This is a genomic window from Bacillus cereus group sp. BfR-BA-01330 (genome assembly GCF_022663885.1).
Taxonomy (GTDB): domain Bacteria; phylum Bacillota; class Bacilli; order Bacillales; family Bacillaceae_G; genus Bacillus_A; species Bacillus_A cereus.
Map to the genome: position 1 here is coordinate 118,183 of NZ_JAKUGK010000004.1, position 21,160 is coordinate 139,342.

The window sequence follows — 21,160 nt, forward strand, 5'->3', positions numbered from 1 at the left end:
AATGGACAAGTGGAGTGTTACGTTAAATTCAAAAAACAGATTTTCATGAGTAGAATTTTATCATTGTATGCTTTACTTGTTTTTTAGTAGTATTATTCTGCTTGAAAAAAGATAAACAATGGAACAAATGAAACTTGTATCTTGTCTATATATTGAAACCATAATAAAAGTGAGGGCAGTTTTTATGTTTATTCAAATAAGTTTGAGGTGTGGAAATGGAACAGACGTTTATTGAAAAGTGTAATCATGATGAGCTGGACTATGTTATAAAAGACTATTGGCAAGATGTATGGAATTATTCATTTATTATTACGAAAGATCCACACTTATCAGATGATATCACGCAAGATGTATTTATAAAGGTGTTTAAAAATTGGAATTCATTTCGAAAGGAGTCATCTATTAAAACGTGGATTTTAAAAATCACAAGAAATACGGCAATAAACTATTTGAAATCCTCCTATTTTAAAAGGATATCTTTAATAGGATTTTTTAGTGACGATAAGCAATCCCTGTCAGCAGAACAAGAATTTTTTAACCAAGAAGAGATGAATGAGGTGTGGAAGGTTGTATTAAAACTACCTAAAAAGCACCGTGAAATAATTATATTGGACGCAAAATATGAATTATCATATGAAGAAATGGCTGAAACATTAGGAGTATCCATTGGAACTGTAAAATCGAGATTAAGTAGAGCAAGAAGTAAGGTTTCAAAATTAATAGGGGAGGGTAGTAGTGATGAACAATAAACAAAATCCTGACTGGTATAGAAAAATAAAAAAAGGCCCAATGGAGAATCGTAAAGATGAAGAAGAATTTATTTCTAAAATAAAGCAGTCTATATACGAAAATAATGAAGTGGATTTTGTAAAACATAAAAGACCATTTCATAAAAAAGCATTACCTATTGTAGTTGTTTTAGTTTGTACAATGTTATTTTTCATTGTTCAACAACCTTGGCTTGATGATAATAAATCACCAGTACAAAGTAGTACTCAAATTAAGCCTAAAACAAAAGATGAGTCTGCTCAAGATCCATCATTAAAACAATTTATGAATGAACTATATCAAAGTACGAACTCAAAAAATGAAAATGACTTGTACAAAGCGTTAAATGATGAAGTTCTATTTAAAGGGAAGAGTTATAAAAAGGATGAACTGAAGTTTGATGAAGATATTTTTCATGAGTTGCAAGTCGCCCTTACAATGGGGGGAGAGTTTGGAAATGATACAAAGCAAGTATATAAAGTACCAAGTGGATTGACGGAAAGTAACCAACCAAAGCAAGCACATTTTATATATGCAACTGTTACTGGAAATAAAACAAAAATTTTAGCAGAACCAAAGCGAGAATCACAAGTTTTATATGAAGTATCTAATGAAATGGTAAAAGCTTGGATTCCAGAAAAAGTGCAGAATGATGGATATATAAAAATATCGACAATTAACGGTAATACTGGATATGTACAGAAAGAGTACATTTTAACTGATATTAAATATTCATTTATGTTCGAAAAGAATAATGAAGGTATATGGAAAATAATAAATATAGATTCTATATGGTAAAAGAGGAAGGTTCACTTTAATGAACCTTCCTCTTTGTTTTTATTCTCTTTTTGAAGAGTATTCCAGTACTCTAAAATTTCTGATGTAACGAGAGCGGCAATGTTTTTTTCGGAATTACTGCCAGGAATAACGACAGAAACGGCAATTTGTGGATCTTCAGTAGGAGCATATGCAATGAAAAGAGAATGATTTATCATTCTTTCTTGCTCATTTGGAAAACCTGTAATACCTGTTTTACCTGCGACGTCAAAGGGCAACTTTTTAATTTCCTCTATATTTTGACTCATTCCACCTTGCACGACACTCCAAAAGTTCATCGGGTAACGATTTGAACTTTCTAAAATGGTTTTAAACTTTTTGGTTTCCTTACCATCTTGACCAATAATCGCACTTACGATTTGAGGTTTATATTTATCACCTTTACTTGCCAATGTTGCTGCATATTGAGCGAGTTGAAGAGGAGTATGCACTTCATTTCCTCCCCAAGAGGCATTTAATAAAGCAGAAATCCCATTTTCAAATTTATTAGATGGATGGAATTCATATTGTCCGTCTTCTTCAAAGGGCAAATCAATCCCGGTTTTAGAACGTAGGCCGAATTGCATTAAATAATCTGTCCATATATGTGCCACTTTTTCTATATTTCCATTATTTTGGTTGAATAAGGGCAGAGCTACTTTTGCTGTCATAAATGTGTTAGATGAATTAATGATAGCCTGCCTCGGTGTAATCTCACCTGTTGGTGTTCCAGGTGCATTCGTAATGTTATTTTGATTATCATACTGAAAAGTACCTTTATCTAAATAAGTATCTTCGGGTTGAAAAAGTTTTTCGTTTAATCCAATTAAAATAGTAAGTGGTTTTATAGTAGAAGCCATATTTACATAAGATTCACCATACTTTAATTTTTGAATCGCTTTATTTTGCGAAAGAGATTTAATATTTTCTTTTCTAGAAGATACATGTGTATTTAATATATTTGGATCAAAAACTGTCGAGTTGACCATAGTTAAAATCGCGCCAGTTTTTGCATCGCTCACTACAGCATAACCAGCTTTAGCATCAGGTGTTTTCTTAATTTGCGATCTTAATGCTTCTTCTGCCTTTTGCTGCAACTCAGAGTCTAAAGCTAGCCGTACATCTTTTCCTTTTTGTACTTTTTGAATGTTCCATAAGAACTTTTTATTATTCAATTTAAAAATAAGAGTTTTACCTGGTTTTCCTTTTAAATCATTTTCATATTGCAGCTCAATCCCGCTTTTTCCAACAGCCATATGTTTTGAATTAAGGTCATTTTCTACATACCCAATTACTTGTGAACCAATTTCGTGTTTAGGATAATATCGAATCCATTCATCTTTAATTATTACATTATTGGGTTTGTTTTTGTTTATGAATGCAAGTTCATTCTCAGTTATATCAGAGTATAACGGTATATCATTCATAGTCTGCTTTTTACAAGATTGTTGTAATTGAGATTTTATGTTCTCTGTAGAAATATCATGTTGAAACTCGCTTGAAAATTGATTAAAAAAAGCTAATGTGCTTGATGTATCTTGTTTCGATAGCTTTTCATCATTAGAAGTGCAATATAGAGACTTAACTTTCTTATTTGTAGCTAGTATTGCACCATTTTGATCAAAAATCTTTCCTCTTTCAGCTGAAGAAGTTGCGATAGTAATTGAAATGAAGTTGATTTTTAATAAAATTAGTAAAATCAAACCTACAATAGAAAGAACCGCAAATAATCTCCATCTTTTTGTATGTAACATATAACCCTCCCTTATGTAGCCTACTTCATCTTATATTTAATTATTTTTTTTGTAAATGTGGAACAACTGTATTGTTTAGGTTGTCTATTAAGTATTACAGCATGAAGAAAGGAATAATTAGCATGAAAAATTACTAGCACGTCTATATGTAAGTTTAATAAGAGTCATTATACAGTTTAGCACTTCTCATGCAAGTGGCAAAAAATTGAGGCGATATTTATAACCGATTATCAGTATCTAATATATAAGGAATGCTTTTAGTATTTGTAGCAATTTCTGAAAGGATTAAATGGAGGATTTATGAAAGAACAAAAAGGCAAGAAGCAGAAGACATATATATCTATTCGATTAAATATAATGTTCCTTTGCATATTTGTACTATTCTCAGCTATTATTATGCAGCTAGGAAAGGTACAAATCGTTGAGGGAGAGGCTTATAAGAACCAAGTGGAAAGTAGTCAAAATGCAATAACTAGTATTCCAGTTCCACGTGGACAAATTTTAGATCGAGAAGGGAAAACAGTTGTTAATAATAAATCTCTTCGCACAATTACGTATACAAGGGTGAAGGGAATTACGAGTGAAGATATTTTAAAAACAGCAAAAGACTTGGCGAAAGTACTTGAAATGCCTGAACAAGATATAAATAAATTAACAGCTATCGATAAAAAAGATTTTTGGATGCAGTTGAATTCGAAACGTGCGGAGACAAAGATTACTAAGAAAGATATAGAAAAGTTTAAAGAAAAGGGTATAGAGGGAAAAGAGTTAGATAAAAAAATAGAAGACTTAAGACGAGGTCGTGTTACAGAGGTAGAATTAGCAGAATTAACAGCACAAGATTTAAAGGTGTTAGCTATTAAAAGTAAAATGAGTTCAGGTTATCAACTAACACCACAAATCATTAAAAAAGATGTAACAGATGAAGAGTATGCGCGGATAAGCGAAAATCTTGCGAATTTTCCAGGAGTAGATGCAACTGTTGATTGGGAACGTAATTATGTAAACGGTAATTTATTTCGTTCTGTATTAGGAAATATTACGAGTAGTGAAGAAGGATTACCGAAAGAAAATTTAGAGTCTTATTTAGTACGTGGATATAACCGTAATGATCGTGTTGGAAAAAGTTATATTGAACAACGATATGAAGATGTATTACACGGCACAAAAGAAGAAGTGAAAAATATTACTGATAAATCAGGAAACATTGCTAGCACAGAAATAATCTCTAAAGGAAAAAGTGGTAATAGTTTAACATTAACGATTGATATGGAATTACAAAAGAAAGTGGAAGAAAGTATAGAGAAAAACTTGAGAGCTTTTAAGAGTTCAGAGCCACTGCTCGATCGAGCTTTTGTTGTCATGACGAATCCAAATAACGGACAAATTTTATCAATGGCAGGCAAAAAGATTGTAGAAAAAGAAGGGAAAATAGAGGTTGAGGATTTAGCATTAGGAAACATGACAACTTCGTATGAGCTAGGGTCAGCTGTAAAAGGTGCTACTTTATTAACTGGATATGAGACAGGCGCAATACATCCAGGAGATCAATTTTATGACGCGCCGATGAAATTTAAAGGTACACAAGCTAAGAAATCGTGGAATGTATCCGGATTTGGTAATATTAATGATTTACGGGCTTTACAAGTATCTTCGAATGTATACATGTTCCAGACAGCTTTAAAAATTGCGGGAGTTAATTACGTACCAAATGGCTCATTGGATATTAAACAAGGAGCATTTGATACGATGCGCTATTATTTCAAGCAATTTGGTTTAGGTGTCCCAACAGGTATTGATTTACCGAATGAAATAATTGGACAAACGAGAAAAGTAGATAGTCAACCTGGGTTTTTACTAGATTTTTCTATCGGTCAGTATGATACGTATACGCCGTTGCAATTAGCGCAATATATTTCAACGATTGCGAATGGTGGTTATAGAATGCAACCTCAAATTGTACAAGAAATACGAGAACAATCAATAAAAGAAGAGGTTGGCAAAGTTATACGTTCCATAGAGCCTGTCGTATTAAATCGAATTGATATGAAGAAAGAACATATTGATCGGATAAAAGAAGGGTTTAGATGGGTATTCCAAGAAGGTGATGGAACTGGCGTGAAATATTTCAAAAACGCGCCATATAAACCAGCAGGAAAGACAGGAACAGCCCAAACTGTATATGGTGGAGATGACCCGATTGGTAGAAATGCAAAAGGAGAACGTATGGAATGTTACAACTTAACGTTAGTTGGATATGCTCCATATGATAATCCAGAAGTAGCATTTTCCGTAGTAGTTCCATGGCTTCATGATGATAAAAATGGAATTAATTCTATAATCGGAAAGGAAGTATTAGATGTATACTTTGATTTAAAACAGCAACGTATACATGGTGAAGCTAATAGTACAGGTAGTTCTAAGCAAAATTAGAGTACTTTTCTCAGGGAAAGACCCTGTTCATATAAAGCCATTTATAAGTAAAAAAATGAAATATGAAATAGGAGATAGAGGCGTCGTAGCTACTATCTCTTATTTTGTTAATAACTCTCATACTAGCTATAATTTTTTTAGTTTATGGAACAAATTTGGTTCGGTGATTGTCTATTATGTGTACGTATAAAAAGGTGCTAAAAATTTGGAAGGAATGATGATTTTGAAAAATAAGAGGATGCTAAAAGTAGGAATATGCGTTGGTATATTAGGTTTAAGTATTACAAGCCTAGAAGCTTTTACAGGAGGGGCACTGCAAGTTGAAGCGAAAGAAAAGACTGGACAAGTGAAACATAAAAATCAGGCGACGCATAAAGAGTTCTCTCAACTTGAGAAAAAATTTGATGCTCGGGTAGGTGTATATGCGATTGATACTGGTACAAATCAAACAATTTCTTATCGATCTAACGAAAGATTTGCCTTCGCATCAACCTATAAGGCTTTAGCAGCAGGAGTATTACTACAGCAAAACTCAATTGATACATTAAATGAAGTAATCACATTTACGAAAGAAGACTTAGTGGATTATTCACCTGTTACAGAGAAACATGTAGATACTGGAATGAAACTAGGAGAAATTGCTGAGGCTGCTGTTCGTTCAAGTGATAATACTGCAGGGAACATTTTATTTAATAAAATAGGCGGACCTAAAGGATATGAAAAAGCGCTTAGAAAGATGGGGGATCGGGTTACTATGTCTGATCGCTTTGAAACAGAATTAAACGAAGCTATTCCAGGAGACATTCGTGACACTAGTACAGCGAAAGCAATTGCTACGAATCTTAAAGCTTTTACGGTCGGAAATGCACTTCCAGCTGAAAAACGTAAAATTCTTACAGAGTGGATGAAAGGAAATGCTACAGGAGACAAACTTATTCGTGCAGGCGTACCAACTGACTGGGTAGTTGGAGATAAATCAGGTGCTGGCAGTTACGGGACAAGAAATGATATTGCTATCGTTTGGCCTCCAAATAAAGCACCAATTATCATCGCAATTTTATCTAGTAAAGATGAGAAAGAGGCAACTTATGATAATCAACTCATTGCAGAGGCAACTAAAGTTATAGTTAAGGCTCTTAGGTAATAGTATTTTAGTTTTCGCATTTTTAACATGAAAGTATTAAAAGTATAAAGTTAGAAAACGACTCTTTTCGTGTGATAAGAGTCGTTTTTGTATTCTTATTATTAAAAAGGTAAAAGTAAAAATATAACGAATATATATGACATATCTCATATGAAATTTCATGTATTGTATTATTTTATTAATTTAAATAAATTTCAAGAAAGTATAATATAATTCAGTTAGCATATAGAAGTGTTTGATGAGAATGTAAAGGAGAAAATATGAAAAAGAAGATTAATAGAATTGTAATGATTATTTGTATATTAGTAGGTTTTACAATCTTTTTATATTTACAGAACAATTTAATAAGTATAACTGAGATTAAAATAACCTCTAGTAAAATACCATCCTCTTTTAAAGGGTATAAAATTCTACAAATTTCAGACTTACACAATAAAAAATTTGGCGATAATCAAGATGTGTTAATTCAAAAAATGAAAAGTATAGAGCCAGATATTATTGCAATTACGGGTGATTTAATTGACAGTAAATCATACGATGCAGAAGTTAGTATGCAATTAATACGAGAAATGGTAAAGAAGTATCCTATATATTTTGTGACAGGAAACCATGAACAATGGTCTGGAAAGTATAACAGTTTAGAAAAAGAGTTGAAGAAATATGGTGTCAATGTTTTAAGGAATGAACATGTAGGCATTCGAAAGGGTGAGCAAGAGATAAACTTGCTAGGTATTGATGATCCAGAGTTTGGTACTGGAAACCATGATGAAGGAAATATTATAATAGATGAAATTAAAAAAGCAAAAATTGAAATGCAGCCAGATAGATATAATGTATTATTATCCCACAGGCCTGAATTTATAAAGGAATATACGAATGAGCGGTTGGATTTGGTTTTATCGGGACATGCTCATGGAGGGCAAGTTAGATTGCCATTTATCGGTGGATTAGTTGCTCCAAATCAAGGTGTTTTACCTAAATATACAGCGGGTTTATATGTAGAACAAAATACATCAATGGTAGTGAGTAGAGGATTAGGAAATAGTATCATTCCGCAAAGGATTTTGAATAGGCCAGAAATTGTAGTCGTGCAGCTAAATTAAGCTGTACGATTTTTTTATACAAAAATGAGTAAAGGGGCTTTCTGTATTTTGCAGGAGTAAACATTACAATTTTGTTAAAAATTTTCTACGTTACATAAAGTAACAAAATTTGACCCTCAGTGTTTGTTATAGTGTAAATAATCAAAAAACTTAAAATTTGTCGAGTGAAAATTGTGATAAGTAATTCATATAAAAAACTTAAAGGGGTGTACACATGCATAAAGAATATGAAATTGAAGAATACACGGCGATTGAGGAACAAATCCATTATTATTGTAAATGTTTATTAGTAAGTCATCCTGATCAAATAATAAAGTATTTAGAAAAAAGGTTAGAAAAATATGCAGAAACATTACAATATGCACATTTATATCCTGACACAGTTATTTTACCGTTACAGCAATTAGTTATCGAATATTCTTTAGACGTTGCTAGAATTCGGAAGTATATGAATTTAAAAACGTAAAGTGAAATTTATAGTTTAAATGAAACAGAGTCGACTTTAGGAAATGAAATTCTAATGTCGACTCTGTTTCATTGTTTAATATCGGTGATTGAACATACATACTAATCAACGAAGTTTGACATATAATTAAGCAAGAGTAAAATAAAAGTGAGTACTCACTCATTTTATTAGAAAAGGAGGATGAAACGTGCAACAACCTTCAATTATTTTACGGACTGTATCAAAAAGTTTTGGAAAAAAAGAAGTGTTACACAATCTTTCATTGCAAGTTGAAAAAGCAGAGATTTTTGGTTTTGTTGGACCTTCTGGATCGGGGAAAACAACGCTCATTAAAATGATTGCAGGTATTAATGAGGCAACGAAAGGTGAAGTGCTTGTTAATAATACTAATATGCCTAATTTAAATGAAATGAAACGAATTGGTTATATGGCCCAGGCGGATGCATTATACGAAGAATTATCAGCATATGAAAATGCAGATTTTATAGCAACGATGTATGGACTAAAGGGAAAACGCAAAAAGACAAGAATTGCAGAGGTTTTTGAACTTGTACAATTGTCACAGTATATGAAAAAGCAAGTACAACAATTTTCAGGTGGAATGAAAAAACGCTTATCATTAGCAATAGCGCTCCTTCACGAACCAGAAATATTAATTTTAGATGAGCCTACAGTGGGGATAGATCCGCTTCTTAGAAAAACGATTTGGGAAAAATTTTATGATCTTAAAAAGAAAGGCACAACGATTATTGTAACGACGCACATTATGGATGAAGCTGAATTTTGTGAGCGTCTAGGGTTAATTAGAGAAGGGAAACTAGTTGCGGTTGGAACAACTGAAGAATTGAAAAAACGCGTGTCATCTGGACGGATTGAAGATGTCTTTTTGCTAGAAGAGGTGGTGCCATCATGAGAGTTACTGGTGTAATCATACGTATTATTCGTCAATTTTTTCGAGATAAGCGTTCGTTAGCAATGATGTTTGGAGCACCGATGTTATTACTTTGGCTTTTGTCACTAGTGTTTACACAGAAAGACTATATACCGCAAATTGCTGTTGTTGATATGCCCGCTCAAATAGTAAAAGTGATGAAAAATCAAGAAGCGTCAATTTATGAATACAGTAAGGAAAAGGCGATTTCTGAGTTGGAAAAACAAAAGGTAGATGCAGTATTTCGAATAGAGAATGGAAAAATGAAACTTCTGTTGGAAGGTAGTGATTCGTCAAAAAATCGTGCTGTACTTCAAGTATTGCAAAAAAGCACAGAGAAGAATGATGTATCGATTATGAAACCTGAAGTAAATTATTTACATGGCTCTAAAGACTTTACGATGTTTGATGGGCTTGGTCCTGTATTAATTGGTTTCTTTACATTTTTCTTTGTATTTATATTATCAGGTGTATCTTTCGTAAGAGAACGTTTAAGTGGTACGCTAGAAAGGTTATTATCCACCCCAGTAAGAAGATGGGAAATAGTCGCAGGTTATATTATTGGTTTTGGAATCTTTGCCTTTATACAATCCATTATTATCGTAAGTTTTTCCGTTTATATTTTAGATTTATACGTAGCTGGCTCCATATGGCTAACGTTACTTATTACATGTATGCTCTCTTTAACTGCACTAACATTAGGTACGTTTTTATCGGCATACGCAAATAATGAGTTTCAAATGATTCAATTTATACCGCTTGTTATTGTGCCACAAATCTTCTTTTCTGGATTGTTTCCAATGGAATCTATGAACCTACAAATGTTAGGGAAAGTATTTCCACTCACATACGGCGCTGACGCAATGAGACAAGTGATGATTCGGAATCAAGGGTTTACAGAGATTGCATTAGATCTTACTGTGTTATTACTTTTTGCAATATTATTTGCAGTAGGAAATGTATTTGCTTTAAAGAAACATCGCAAAATATAATAATGACAAAAAGGAGCTTTATAAATGCAGAAGGATTGGCTGGAGGAATTAATAGCTGCAACTAATACGGATAAACGAAATGAACGTCAAATGCGTATATTAGAGGCGGCTGTTGATATGTTTGGAGAAAAAGGATACGCTTCAACTTCAACAAGTGAAATTGCAAAGCGTGCTGGTGTAGCGGAAGGAACCATCTTCCGCTACTATAAAACAAAAAAAGATTTATTACTAGCGGTCGTAATGCCAACTTTAACTAAGTTCGCTGCACCATTTTTCGTACAAACCTTTGCAAAAGAAATATTTAAATCGGATTATGAATCATACGAAGGACTTTTAAAGGTTGTAATTCATAATAGGTTTAAATTTGCTCAAAAACACTTTCCTATGATAAAAATATTAATTCAAGAGGTGCCATTCCAACCAGAACTGAAAAATGAAATACAGCAATTAGTAGAAACAGAACTGTTTTCACATTTCAAAAAGTTGATTGTGAAATTTCAAGAAGAAGGGGAAATTATTGAGATACCACCATCTTCCGTACTACGTCTTACTTTATCAGCTGTATTAGGTTTATTATTAACACGATTTTTATTATTGCCTGAAGAAAAATGGAATGATGAAGCGGAAATTGAAAATACGATTCAATTTATATTGTATGGATTAACTCCACGATTTTAATCGTTGAAGTGTGAATTACATACATTACTTTTAAGTAAAAATAAATCGCCTTTAAAAAGGCGATTTATTTTCATTATATATTTTTGATAAATAAGTACTTGTTTACTAAAAACATTCTAAATCAGCGTGTTTCTTTGTCTCTTCTTCTAAGACCTAATAATCCTGCTAGTCCTAATAAACCAAGCCAAGCCCAATTATTATTTTTATCACGATTATCATTTAAATCATTTGTTGTATTTACATTTCGAGTTCTTACATCATTATTAACTCTGTCTAAGTTATTGTCATTTACTCGAGTTGAAATATCAGTGTTATTAACTCTATTCATATTATTTCCATCGTATTCAGCTTGCGTAGATGTACCTAAAAACATAATAGATAGTGCTAAAACACTTAAAATAGATGATAATTTCTTTTTCATAACAATCCCTCCTTTCTTAATCATTAATTTCTCCGAAGCATGTGTGTATTATTCATTTCACAATATCTAAACCCTCATTAATAGGGCGCACATTTATAGAAAATAGAGTTGAATGATTGTTAATATATCATTGGATATATATTTCTCATAAAAATAACTGAATCAAACTTTGCTTAAAATGTTAATCTTAGTACAATTTATATTATACGGGCTAGCAATAAGGAGGTAATAAGATGCGACAATTTGCAAAACCTACAATCGTCGTAAGTAAGTGTTTAGAATTTGATGCTTGTCGTTATAATGGAGAGATGATTCCAGATGTAACAATACGAAATTTGCAGCCATTTGTTACATTTATACCTGTTTGTCCAGAAGTGGAGATTGGATTGGGGACTCCTCGTGAAACGATACGAATTGTAGAAGAAAATGGTGAGAATAGACTTGTGCAACCGTCGACACGAGAAGATGTAACTGAAAAAATGGAGCAGTTTTCAAATGACTTTTTACAAACGATACCGGATGTGGATGGTTTTATTTTAAAGAATCGTTCACCAAGTTGTGGTACGCGTGATGTGAAAATTTATTCTGGTTTTGAAAAAGCCCCAGCAAAGGGAAAAGGAGCTGGCTTATTTGGCGGAGCAGTAGTAAAAAATTTTTCGCATCTTCCTATTGAAGAGGAAGGTAGATTGTCAAATTTTATTATTAGAGAGCATTTCTTTACAAGGTTATTTACAATCGCATATTACAAAATGATTAAACACAATAAAAATATGAAAGAACTTGTATCGTTTCAGTCGGACAATAAATATTTATTTATGGCATATAATCAGGTGAAACAAAAGGAATTAGGGCGTATAATTGCAAATCACAAAAATGAAAAGATTGAAGTGGTATTTGAAAACTATGAGAAGACTTTATATGAATTATTTATGCGTGCGCCCCGTTATACATCGAATGTAAATGTATGCGAGCACATTTTTGGATATTTTAAAACAAAGCTAAAAAAACAAGAAAAAGATCATTTTATAGAACTGTTACAAAAGTATGCAGAAAAGAAAATACCACTTAGTAGTTTACTTACAATTTTAAAATCATGGGCCATTCGATTTGATGAAAAGTATTTATTAAGACAAACGTATTTCGAACCATACCCTGAAGCATTAGTAGAAATTTCTGATTCGGGAAAAGGTAGAGATTATTAAACAATAAATTACATAATTCGACACGAAATCTCCTATGTTGTTGTAGAACAATGTAGGAATTTTTTTGTGCATTAGTACAGAATCTGTTTTAAAATTAAGTTATGACAGAATTATAGCAATTGTCTAACTAATATTCTTGTCTTTTAAGTTGTTATGTTTGTAGTAGAAACTCGCACGCTGTCGAAACTCAATATTCGATAAGGGGTGTGTAGCGGAATGGAATTTACTCTAACTCGCGAAAAACAAATGATTAAAGAAATGGTACGTGACTTTGCTGAAAAGGAAATCGCACCGAAAGCTGTATATTATGACAAAACTGCAGAGTTTCCATATGAAACATTTCAAAAAATGGGCGAACTAGGATTATTAGGCATCCCATTCCCAGAAGAGTATGGAGGTTCAGGTGGCGATACGGTATCGTATGCGTTAGCAGTTGAAGAAATTGGTCGCGCTTGTGGTGGCACCGGTTTAAGTTATGCTGCAACAATTTCATTAGGTGCTTCTCCAATTTATTATTTCGGTACAGAAGAACAAAAACAAAAGTATTTAGTTCCAATGGCATCAGGTAAAACATTAGGTGCCTTCGGATTAACGGAGCCGAATGCTGGATCAGATGCAGGTGGTACTCAAACGAAAGCGGTATTAGATGGTGATGAGTATGTAATCAGTGGTGAGAAGTGTTGGATTACAAACGCAGAGTATGCAAATACAATTATTGTAACCGCTGTCAACGGTGTTGAAGAGAATGGTAGAAAACGTATTTCTGCATTTATCGTGCCTACTACGAGTGAAGGATTAACGATTTCAAGTCCTTACGATAAGATGGGTGTTCGCGCTTCTAATACTTGTGAAATCGTACTTGATGGTGTTCGTGTACCGAAAGAAAATATTCTTGGTGATGTAAATAAAGGCTTTAAACAATTTTTATATACACTTGATGGAGGGCGTATTTCAATTGCTGCATTGGCAGTTGGTATTGCGCAATCAGCCTTTGAACGTGCATTACAATATGCGAAAGAACGTCAACAATTTGGAAAGTCAATCTCTAATTTCCAAGCGATTCAATTTAAATTAGCTGATATGGCGACTGAAGTAGAGCTAGCACGCAATTTAGTACATAAAGCAGCTTGGTTAAAAGATAACGATAAACCTTTCGGCAAAGAAGCGGCAATGGCAAAACTATTTGCATCGGAAGCAGCAAGCCGTATTGCGAATCAAGCAGTACAGATTCATGGTGGATATGGTTATATGCGTGAATATGAAGTTGAACGACATATTCGTGATGCGAAACTATTAGAAATTGGTGAAGGAACTTCTGAAATTCAACGTCTCGTAATTGCTAGACATTTAGGATGTAGATAAAAGGGAGGAATCACTATGTTTCAAAAAATATTAATTGCGAATCGCGGGGAAATCGCTGTTCGTATTATGAAAACTTGTCAAAAACTTGGCATTCGCACTGTTGCTATTTATTCTGAAGCAGATGAAAATGCCCTTCATGTGAAAATGGCAAATGAAGCTTACTTAGTAGGTGGACCGCGTGTTCAAGAAAGCTATTTAAACCTTGAAAAAATTATTGAAATAGCTAAGAAGACAAATGCAGAAGCCATTCATCCGGGTTATGGTTTATTATCAGAGAATCCGTCTTTTCCGGTTCGCTGCAAAGAAGAAGGAATCGTATTTATCGGTCCTTCAGAAGAAATCATTACGAAGATGGGAAGTAAAATTGAATCACGTATCGCAATGCAAGCAGCAGATGTCCCAGTAGTCCCAGGTATTACTACAAATATTGAAACTGCTGAAGAAGCAATTGAAATTGCAAAACAAATTGGTTATCCATTAATGCTTAAGGCATCCGCAGGCGGCGGAGGCATTGGTATGCAGTTGATGGAAACTGAGCAAACGCTCACCAAAGCGTTTGAAAGTAATAAAACAAGAGCGCAAAACTTCTTCGGTAACGGAGAAATGTATTTAGAGCGATATATAGCAGATGCGCATCATATTGAAATTCAGCTTTTAGCAGATACACATGGTAACACAGTGTATTTATGGGAGCGTGAATGTTCGGTACAGCGCCGAAATCAAAAAGTAATCGAAGAAGCACCTTCACCATTTTTAGATGAAGGTACACGAAAGGCGATGGGAGAAGTTGCTGTACAAGCTGCCAAAGCACTTGGCTATACAAATGCAGGTACAGTTGAGTTTCTTGTAGATAATCAGAAAAATTTCTATTTCTTAGAAATGAATACGAGATTACAAGTAGAGCATCCAGTGACAGAAGAAATTACGGGATTAGACCTTGTAGAACAGCAACTCCTTATCGCAAGTGGAGAGAAACTATCATTTACTCAGGATGATGTAAAACGTAGTGGTCATGCCATTGAAGCTCGTATTTATGCAGAGGATCCGAAAACATTCTTCCCGTCACCTGGGAAAATTACAGATTTAACATTACCGTCAAATGTACGAATTGATCACTTCTTAGAAAATCATGTAACGATTACACCTTTCTATGATCCAATGATTGCGAAAGTCATTGCACATGGCGAGACTCGTGAAGAAGCAATTTCGAAATTACATGATGCTCTAGAAGAATTAAAAGTAGAAGGTATTAAAACGAACACGCCAATGCTACTGCAAGTTTTGGAAGACGAAGTGTTCAAAGCGGGTATTTATACAACGGGTTTTGTAACGAAACAACTCGTTAAAAAATAAGATCTAACAATATTAAGGGGGAAAAAATGATGACGAAAGTATACGCATCGATGGCAGGAAACGTTTGGAAGATTGTTGTAGGAGTAGGAGATACAGTAGAGGAAGAGCAGGATGTCGTCATTTTAGAATCTATGAAAATGGAAATTCCAATCATTTCAGAAGAAGCCGGCACAGTTATGAAAATTAATGTGCAAGAAGGCGATTTTGTAAATGAAGGAGATGTATTATTAGAAATTGAATAGGGAGATATAGGGGGAAGCGAATTGAAACTACCTAATTTTGCTGTCATTAAAGAAGTAGGACCACGTGATGGTTTACAAAATGAAAAAAAGATTGTTGGCACAAAAGATAAAGTAAAATGGATTCAACTACTTACAGAAGCAGGATTGTCGTATGTTGAAGTTTCCTCATTCGTTCACCCAAAATGGGTCCCAGCATTAGCGGATGCAAATGATGTGTTTTCTGAGCTGAAAAGGGATCCAAATGTTACATATGCTGCGCTTGTTCCGAACCAAAATGGTTTGGAACGAGCTTTTTTGCAAAATGTAGATGAGGTGAATGTTTTTTTATCAGCAAGTGAATCTCATAATAAAAGTAATATTAATAAATCGATTAAAGAAGCGTTAGTTGTAATCGAAGATATAACAAAACAGGCATTATTCGAAGGGAAAAAGGTAAGAGGTTATGTTTCTACTGTATTTGGATGTCCTTATGAAGGGGATATAAGTGTCACAGCAGTTGACGAATTATGTAATCAACTATTTTCATACGGCATTTATGAAGTTTCTCTTGGGGATACAATCGGTGTAGCGAATCCATTACAAGTAGAACAAGTATTAGAACATCTATTAAAGAAGTATGATGCTTCGCAGTTTGCCATGCATTTTCATAATACGTATGGAATGGCTCTAGCAAATGTAGTTAAATCATTAGAATACGGTATTACAACATTTGATAGTTCTTGTGGTGGACTCGGGGGCTGCCCTTATGCACCAGGAGCATCAGGTAATGTTGCTACTGATGACCTAGTACATATGCTCCATAAATTAGGAGTTCAAACGAATATAGACGAAGAAAAGTTATTGCGAGCTAGTCAATTTATTCAAAGTAAGCTAAATATCCAATTACCGAGTCATGTGTATAGAGCGCTTCAACATAAAACGATAAGTAGGTGAGAAGATGCTACAATTACAAAACATTTCAGTTGATTATGTAACACCTCACGTTGTAAAGATTTCGTTATATCGTGAAAGACAAGCAAACTCATTATCTTTAGCGTTATTAGAAGAGTTACAAAACATATTAACTCAAATAAGTGAAGAGTCCAATACGCGTGTAGTTATTCTAACAGGTGCTGGTGAAAAAGCATTTTGTGCTGGTGCTGATTTAAAAGAACGTGCTGGTATGAATGAGGAACAAGTTCGCCATGCTGTTAGTATGATTCGCACGACTATGGAGATGGTTGAACAATTACCACAGCCAGTTATTGCTGCTATAAATGGAATCGCACTTGGTGGTGGTACGGAATTAAGTTTAGCTTGTGATTTTAGAATTGCTGCTGAATCTGCAAGTCTTGGTCTTACTGAAACGACACTTGCAATTATACCAGGAGCGGGTGGTACACAGCGCTTACCGAGATTAATTGGTGTTGGTAGAGCGAAAGAATTAATTTATACAGGTAGACGTATTTCAGCGCAAGAAGCAAAAGAATATGGTTTAGTAGAATTTGTTGTACCAGCTAATTTACTTGAAGAGAAAGCGATTGAAATAGCAGAGAAAATTGCTAGTAATGGACCTATTGCTGTTCGATTAGCAAAAGAGGCAATTTCAAATGGTATTCAAGTTGATTTACATACCGGATTACAAATGGAAAAACAAGCGTATGAAGGTGTAATCCATACGAAAGATAGATTAGAAGGATTACAAGCATTCAAGGAAAAACGCACACCAACGTATAAGGGGGAGTAAATATGTTAGATCAAAAACAACAATCTAATTCATTTGAAGAACGAGTTGAAACGATTAAACAAGGCGGCGCACCAAAGTATCATGAACAAAATAAAGCAAAAGGAAAATTATTTGTTCGAGATCGTTTAGCGCTTCTATTTGATAATGGCGAATATGTAGAAGATGCATTATTTGCTAACTGTGAACAAACAGGCTTACCTGCGGACGGCGTTGTAACGGCAACGGGTAAAATACATGGTCGTACTGCATGTGTAATGGCCAATGATTCTACTGTAAAAGCTGGATCGTGGGGATCACGCACAGTTGAAAAGATTCTACGTATTCAAGAAACAGCTGAAAAACTACGTGTTCCGTTATTTTATTTAGTTGACTCTGCTGGAGCACGTATTACAGATCAAGTAGAAATGTTCCCAGGGCGCCGTGGTGCAGGAAGAATCTTCTATAATCAAGTGAAATTATCAGGTAAAGTTCCTCAAGTATGCTTATTATTTGGACCTTCTGCAGCTGGTGGTGCCTATATTCCAGCCTTTTGCGACGTTGTAATGATGGTAGAAGGAAATGCATCTATGTATTTAGGATCTCCTCGTATGGCTGAGATGGTTATCGGTGAGAAGGTAACTTTAGAAGAGATGGGCGGAGCTCGTATGCATTGCTCTGTATCAGGATGCGGAGATGTTTTATGTAAGACAGAAGAAGATGCGATTACACAAGCAAGACAATACATTTCATATTTTCCAAATAACTACTTAGAAAAGACTCCATTGGTTACACCTCAAGAACCGAAACAATTCGATAAAACGTTAGAACAAATCATTCCAGAAAATCAAAATGCTCCTTTCAATATGAAAGATCTCATTAATAGAGTTATTGATGAAGGTTCATTCTATGAAGTAAAAAAATTATTTGCTCAAGAGCTAATTACAGGCTTAGCACGTATTGATGGTAAGCCAGTTGGTATTATTGCAAATCAGCCGCGTATGAAGGGCGGCGTATTATTCCATGATTCAGCTGATAAAGCTGCTAAGTTTATTAATTTATGCGACGCATATCATATTCCATTATTATTCCTTGCGGATGTACCAGGATTTATGATCGGTACAAAAGTAGAGCGTGCTGGTATTATTCGCCATGGTGCAAAAATGATTTCTGCAATGAGTGAAGCAACTGTACCGAAGATTTCTATCGTTGTTCGTAAAGCATATGGTGCTGGTTTATATGCGATGGCAGGTCCAGCATTTGAACCAGATTGTTGCCTGGCATTACCGACAGCCTCTATTGCGGTAATGGGTCCAGAAGCTGCGGTTAATGCTGTATATGCAAATAAAATTGCAGCTTTACCAGAAGAAGAGCGTGCTAGCTTCATTGCTGAAAAACGTGAAGAGTATAAGAAAGATATTGATATTTATCATTTAGCATCAGAGATGGTGATTGATGGTATTGTTCATCCAAACAATTTACGTGAAGAATTAAAAGGACGTTTCGAAATGTATATGAGTAAATATCAAGTATTCACGGATCGTAAACATCCTGTATATCCAGTTTAAAAGCCCTATTTAGGGCTTTCTTGCTTAAAAAGTTAAGGAGGGGAAAACATTGAAACAAGCAGTTTGGTTTCCAACAGAAGAGTACAAGGAAAAAACACGTTTATATGGTTGGATGAAATCATTGGGATATGAAGATTATGAAACTTTTTATAATAAATCTATCGAGGAAACAGCTTGGTTTTGGGGAGAGGCAGAAAAGGCAGTAGGCTATCAATGGATGAAACCTTATACAGACGTGTTAGATTTAGAAAATGGTACACCGTTTGCACAGTGGTATAATGGCGGAACATGTAACGTTGTAGAATCAGCTTTATCCCGCTGGCTTGCGGATGAAGAGACGAGAATACAGCCAGCACTTCAGTACGAAGGGGAAAATGGAACTTCAAAATCATTTACATATGAAGAGCTTGACAACTGGGTAAGTCGTGTTGCAAATGGTTTGAAACACGCGGGTATTGAGAAAGGTGACCGTGTAACAATTTATATGCCGATGATTCCAGAAACAGTTGTTGCGATGCTAGCTGTAATGAAAATCGGAGCAATTATTTCACCAATATTCTCAGGCTTTGCGTCTGATGCAGTCATGACACGTGTGCAAGCGGCAGGTTCAAAAATGATTATTACCGCAGATGGATTTTCACGCCGCGGTAAAATTGTTTCTTTAAAAGATGAAGTAGATAAAGCTTGTGAACATTGCCCAACTGTTGAAAAAGTTGTTATCGTTCGTCATGCAGGAAATGATTTTACACCACATAACTATGACTTTTCGTGGAGTACGCTAGAAAAAGAAAAACCATTCATACATGCCGAGGAAATGCAAAGTGATGATCCATTAATGCTCATTTATACATCAGGAACGACTGGTAAGCCGAAAGGAACAGTACACACGCATGCAGGATTTCCTTTGAAAGCAGCTTTTGATGCAGGATTTGGAATGAATATTAAACAAGGTGATCGTGTATTATGGGTAACTGATATGGGCTGGATGATGGGGCCGTTTCTATTATTCGGTTCACTCATTAATGGAGCAACGATGGTTATGTACGAAGGTGTTCCAGACTTCCCAGAAGCAGACCGGTTATGGGAGACAGTTGATAAATATGAGATTACTCATCTAGGTATTTCGCCAACGTTAATCCGAGCATTGATGGCAAAAGGTGATGAGTATGTCAATAAACATTCTTTAAAGAGTTTGGAAGTATTCGCATCAACAGGAGAACCTTGGAATCCTGATCCATGGATGTGGCTGTTTGAAACGGTTGGAAAAGGAAATGTCCCAATCTGTAACTACTCAGGTGGAACTGAAATCTCTGGTGGGATTTTCGGTAATGTTCTTATTAAGCCAATCGCACCGATTAGTTTTAACGCATCTTTACCAGGAATGGCAGCTGTCGTACTGGATGATCAAGGTAAACCCATTCGAGATGAAGTCGGAGAATTATGCTTAGAGAAACCTTGGGTAGGTATGACGAAAAGCTTCTGGGAAGATGATGAACGTTACGTAAACACATATTGGTCGCGTTTTGAAAATAAATGGGTCCACGGTGACTGGGTCATTTACGATGGTGAACAATATATCATCACAGGGCGTTCAGACGATACGTTAAATATTGCAGGTAAACGTATTGGACCTGCTGAATATGAATCTATTCTTGTGAAACATAACGATGTAATCGAAGCTGCTGCAATTGGTGTACCTGACGAAGTAAAAGGTGAAGTTTGTCATTGTTTTGTAGTGTTAAGAGATCATGTAGCATTCACAGGAGAATTAAAGAAAGAATTAATGAGTTTAGTAAACTCTCATATTGGAAAAGCGTTGTGTCCTAAAGACATCCACGTTGTAGAAGATTTACCGAAAACACGTAATTCTAAAGTAATGCGCCGTGTTATTAAAGCAGCTTACTTAGGAAAAGAATTAGGTGATTTATCATCGCTTGTAAATCCTGAGGTAGTTCCGTTTATTCAGGGGTTACAGTCTAGTAAATTATAAAGTTAGAAAGGATCTCTATATAAATAGAGATCCTTTTTTTATGTTTATAAAAAGAAAAGAAGTGAATTTGATGAAGAAGAAAAATTTTACTATTAGTGTTAAGTATGTTTTTTAGTTTTAATCAAAATACGATATTATGGAATGTCTATTCAATGGAGAAATACTAATTTACAACAACAAGGTGATGACAAAGCGTGACTGCTTATATGTCTGTTTAAACCTTTACGTGTTAATA

At 34.6% G+C, this 21,160-nt stretch carries 19 protein-coding genes; 17 read left to right on the forward strand and 2 right to left on the reverse strand.

What is annotated here, in order from left to right; translation table 11 throughout:
* The first annotated feature begins 215 nt into the window (after nucleotides 1-215).
* Nucleotides 216-749 (forward strand): RNA polymerase sigma factor, encoded by a 534-nt coding sequence (locus MR112_RS12575; protein ID WP_000438330.1) that lies wholly within the window; start codon nucleotides 216-218, stop codon nucleotides 747-749.
* Nucleotides 739-1,566: an SH3 domain-containing protein gene (locus MR112_RS12580; RefSeq protein WP_074553476.1), complete on the forward strand. Its 828-nt coding sequence runs from the start codon at nucleotides 739-741 to the stop codon at nucleotides 1,564-1,566. The genes MR112_RS12575 and MR112_RS12580 overlap by 11 nt, the downstream gene beginning before the upstream one ends.
* A gap of 11 nt (nucleotides 1,567-1,577) precedes the next feature.
* Here the strand turns inward: MR112_RS12580 and MR112_RS12585 are convergent, their stop codons facing one another.
* Nucleotides 1,578-3,338 carry a peptidoglycan D,D-transpeptidase FtsI family protein gene (locus tag MR112_RS12585; protein ID WP_000903359.1) on the reverse strand — a complete coding sequence of 587 codons (1,761 nt, stop codon included), beginning with the start codon at nucleotides 3,336-3,338 and terminating at the stop codon, nucleotides 1,578-1,580.
* A 300-nt stretch (nucleotides 3,339-3,638) separates the two neighbouring features.
* On the opposite strand from MR112_RS12585, the gene MR112_RS12590 reads away from it, so the two are divergent.
* The 7 genes from MR112_RS12590 to MR112_RS12620 all read left to right on the forward strand — a co-directional run bounded on the left by MR112_RS12590 (nucleotide 3,639) and on the right by MR112_RS12620 (nucleotide 11,085).
* The gene (locus MR112_RS12590; RefSeq protein ID WP_226368505.1) at nucleotides 3,639-5,771 is read left to right on the forward strand and encodes a peptidoglycan D,D-transpeptidase FtsI family protein; all 2,133 of its coding nucleotides are present in this window, start codon (nucleotides 3,639-3,641) and stop codon (nucleotides 5,769-5,771) included.
* Nucleotides 5,772-5,988: 217 nt separating this feature from the next.
* Nucleotides 5,989-6,915 carry a class A beta-lactamase Bla1 gene (gene bla, locus MR112_RS12595; RefSeq protein ID WP_226368512.1) on the forward strand — a complete coding sequence of 309 codons (927 nt, stop codon included), beginning with the start codon at nucleotides 5,989-5,991 and terminating at the stop codon, nucleotides 6,913-6,915.
* A gap of 260 nt (nucleotides 6,916-7,175) precedes the next feature.
* Nucleotides 7,176-8,018, forward strand: coding sequence for a metallophosphoesterase (locus MR112_RS12600; protein WP_242245008.1), 843 nt, complete (start codon nucleotides 7,176-7,178; stop codon nucleotides 8,016-8,018).
* Nucleotides 8,019-8,232: 214 nt separating this feature from the next.
* Nucleotides 8,233-8,484 carry a hypothetical protein gene (locus tag MR112_RS12605; protein ID WP_000548621.1) on the forward strand — a complete coding sequence of 84 codons (252 nt, stop codon included), beginning with the start codon at nucleotides 8,233-8,235 and terminating at the stop codon, nucleotides 8,482-8,484.
* Between the two features lie 187 nt (nucleotides 8,485-8,671).
* On the forward strand, nucleotides 8,672-9,397 hold the full coding sequence (locus tag MR112_RS12610) for an ABC transporter ATP-binding protein (RefSeq protein WP_001187071.1): 726 nt from the start codon (nucleotides 8,672-8,674) through the stop codon (nucleotides 9,395-9,397).
* The gene (locus tag MR112_RS12615) at nucleotides 9,394-10,407 is read left to right on the forward strand and encodes an ABC transporter permease (RefSeq protein ID WP_001266729.1); all 1,014 of its coding nucleotides are present in this window, start codon (nucleotides 9,394-9,396) and stop codon (nucleotides 10,405-10,407) included. Before MR112_RS12610 ends, MR112_RS12615 begins: the two co-directional genes overlap by 4 nt.
* Before the next feature lie 24 nt (nucleotides 10,408-10,431).
* Nucleotides 10,432-11,085, forward strand: coding sequence for a TetR/AcrR family transcriptional regulator (locus MR112_RS12620; protein WP_226368507.1), 654 nt, complete (start codon nucleotides 10,432-10,434; stop codon nucleotides 11,083-11,085).
* A 121-nt stretch (nucleotides 11,086-11,206) separates the two neighbouring features.
* Here MR112_RS12620 and MR112_RS12625 read toward each other — a convergent pair whose 3' ends face one another.
* Nucleotides 11,207-11,506 carry a WGxxGxxG family protein gene (locus MR112_RS12625; RefSeq protein ID WP_000728157.1) on the reverse strand — a complete coding sequence of 100 codons (300 nt, stop codon included), beginning with the start codon at nucleotides 11,504-11,506 and terminating at the stop codon, nucleotides 11,207-11,209.
* Between the two features lie 233 nt (nucleotides 11,507-11,739).
* On the opposite strand from MR112_RS12625, the gene MR112_RS12630 reads away from it, so the two are divergent.
* The 8 genes from MR112_RS12630 to MR112_RS12665 all read left to right on the forward strand — a co-directional run bounded on the left by MR112_RS12630 (nucleotide 11,740) and on the right by MR112_RS12665 (nucleotide 20,925).
* Nucleotides 11,740-12,708, forward strand: coding sequence for a YbgA family protein (locus MR112_RS12630; RefSeq protein ID WP_086404165.1), 969 nt, complete (start codon nucleotides 11,740-11,742; stop codon nucleotides 12,706-12,708).
* A gap of 216 nt (nucleotides 12,709-12,924) precedes the next feature.
* Complete coding sequence (locus MR112_RS12635) at nucleotides 12,925-14,070, forward strand: acyl-CoA dehydrogenase (RefSeq protein ID WP_000397282.1); 1,146 nt, start codon at nucleotides 12,925-12,927, stop codon at nucleotides 14,068-14,070.
* Nucleotides 14,071-14,085: 15 nt separating this feature from the next.
* Nucleotides 14,086-15,423 carry an acetyl-CoA carboxylase biotin carboxylase subunit gene (locus MR112_RS12640; RefSeq protein WP_000486749.1) on the forward strand — a complete coding sequence of 446 codons (1,338 nt, stop codon included), beginning with the start codon at nucleotides 14,086-14,088 and terminating at the stop codon, nucleotides 15,421-15,423.
* A 26-nt stretch (nucleotides 15,424-15,449) separates the two neighbouring features.
* The gene (locus MR112_RS12645; protein ID WP_001987345.1) at nucleotides 15,450-15,665 is read left to right on the forward strand and encodes an acetyl-CoA carboxylase biotin carboxyl carrier protein subunit; all 216 of its coding nucleotides are present in this window, start codon (nucleotides 15,450-15,452) and stop codon (nucleotides 15,663-15,665) included.
* Nucleotides 15,666-15,686: 21 nt separating this feature from the next.
* Nucleotides 15,687-16,598 carry a hydroxymethylglutaryl-CoA lyase gene (gene mvaB, locus MR112_RS12650; RefSeq protein ID WP_000775436.1) on the forward strand — a complete coding sequence of 304 codons (912 nt, stop codon included), beginning with the start codon at nucleotides 15,687-15,689 and terminating at the stop codon, nucleotides 16,596-16,598.
* A gap of 4 nt (nucleotides 16,599-16,602) precedes the next feature.
* On the forward strand, nucleotides 16,603-17,391 hold the full coding sequence (locus tag MR112_RS12655; protein WP_000939818.1) for an enoyl-CoA hydratase: 789 nt from the start codon (nucleotides 16,603-16,605) through the stop codon (nucleotides 17,389-17,391).
* A 2-nt stretch (nucleotides 17,392-17,393) separates the two neighbouring features.
* A complete protein-coding gene (locus tag MR112_RS12660; protein WP_000886744.1) occupies nucleotides 17,394-18,935 on the forward strand; it encodes an acyl-CoA carboxylase subunit beta in 1,542 nt (513 codons plus the stop codon).
* 49 nt (nucleotides 18,936-18,984) lie between these two features.
* Nucleotides 18,985-20,925, forward strand: coding sequence for an AMP-binding protein (locus MR112_RS12665; protein WP_226368510.1), 1,941 nt, complete (start codon nucleotides 18,985-18,987; stop codon nucleotides 20,923-20,925).
* Nucleotides 20,926-21,160: the final 235 nt, after the last annotated feature.

Excerpts from the sequence above, each read along its gene's own strand:
- MR112_RS12575 (WP_000438330.1), top strand. The coding sequence starts at position 216 with ATGGAACAGACGTTTATTGAAAAGTGTAATCATGATGAGCTGGACTAT.
- MR112_RS12580 (WP_074553476.1), top strand. The coding sequence starts at position 739 with ATGAACAATAAACAAAATCCTGACTGGTATAGAAAAATAAAAAAAGGC.
- MR112_RS12585 (WP_000903359.1), bottom strand. The coding sequence starts at position 3,338 with ATGTTACATACAAAAAGATGGAGATTATTTGCGGTTCTTTCTATTGTA.
- MR112_RS12590 (WP_226368505.1), top strand. The coding sequence starts at position 3,639 with ATGAAAGAACAAAAAGGCAAGAAGCAGAAGACATATATATCTATTCGA.
- bla (WP_226368512.1), top strand. The coding sequence starts at position 5,989 with ATGATTTTGAAAAATAAGAGGATGCTAAAAGTAGGAATATGCGTTGGT.
- MR112_RS12600 (WP_242245008.1), top strand. The coding sequence starts at position 7,176 with ATGAAAAAGAAGATTAATAGAATTGTAATGATTATTTGTATATTAGTA.
- MR112_RS12605 (WP_000548621.1), top strand. The coding sequence starts at position 8,233 with ATGCATAAAGAATATGAAATTGAAGAATACACGGCGATTGAGGAACAA.
- MR112_RS12615 (WP_001266729.1), top strand. The coding sequence starts at position 9,394 with ATGAGAGTTACTGGTGTAATCATACGTATTATTCGTCAATTTTTTCGA.
- MR112_RS12620 (WP_226368507.1), top strand. The coding sequence starts at position 10,432 with ATGCAGAAGGATTGGCTGGAGGAATTAATAGCTGCAACTAATACGGAT.
- MR112_RS12625 (WP_000728157.1), bottom strand. The coding sequence starts at position 11,506 with ATGAAAAAGAAATTATCATCTATTTTAAGTGTTTTAGCACTATCTATT.
- MR112_RS12630 (WP_086404165.1), top strand. The coding sequence starts at position 11,740 with ATGCGACAATTTGCAAAACCTACAATCGTCGTAAGTAAGTGTTTAGAA.
- MR112_RS12635 (WP_000397282.1), top strand. The coding sequence starts at position 12,925 with ATGGAATTTACTCTAACTCGCGAAAAACAAATGATTAAAGAAATGGTA.
- MR112_RS12640 (WP_000486749.1), top strand. The coding sequence starts at position 14,086 with ATGTTTCAAAAAATATTAATTGCGAATCGCGGGGAAATCGCTGTTCGT.
- MR112_RS12645 (WP_001987345.1), top strand. The coding sequence starts at position 15,450 with ATGATGACGAAAGTATACGCATCGATGGCAGGAAACGTTTGGAAGATT.
- MR112_RS12655 (WP_000939818.1), top strand. The coding sequence starts at position 16,603 with ATGCTACAATTACAAAACATTTCAGTTGATTATGTAACACCTCACGTT.
- MR112_RS12660 (WP_000886744.1), top strand. The coding sequence starts at position 17,394 with ATGTTAGATCAAAAACAACAATCTAATTCATTTGAAGAACGAGTTGAA.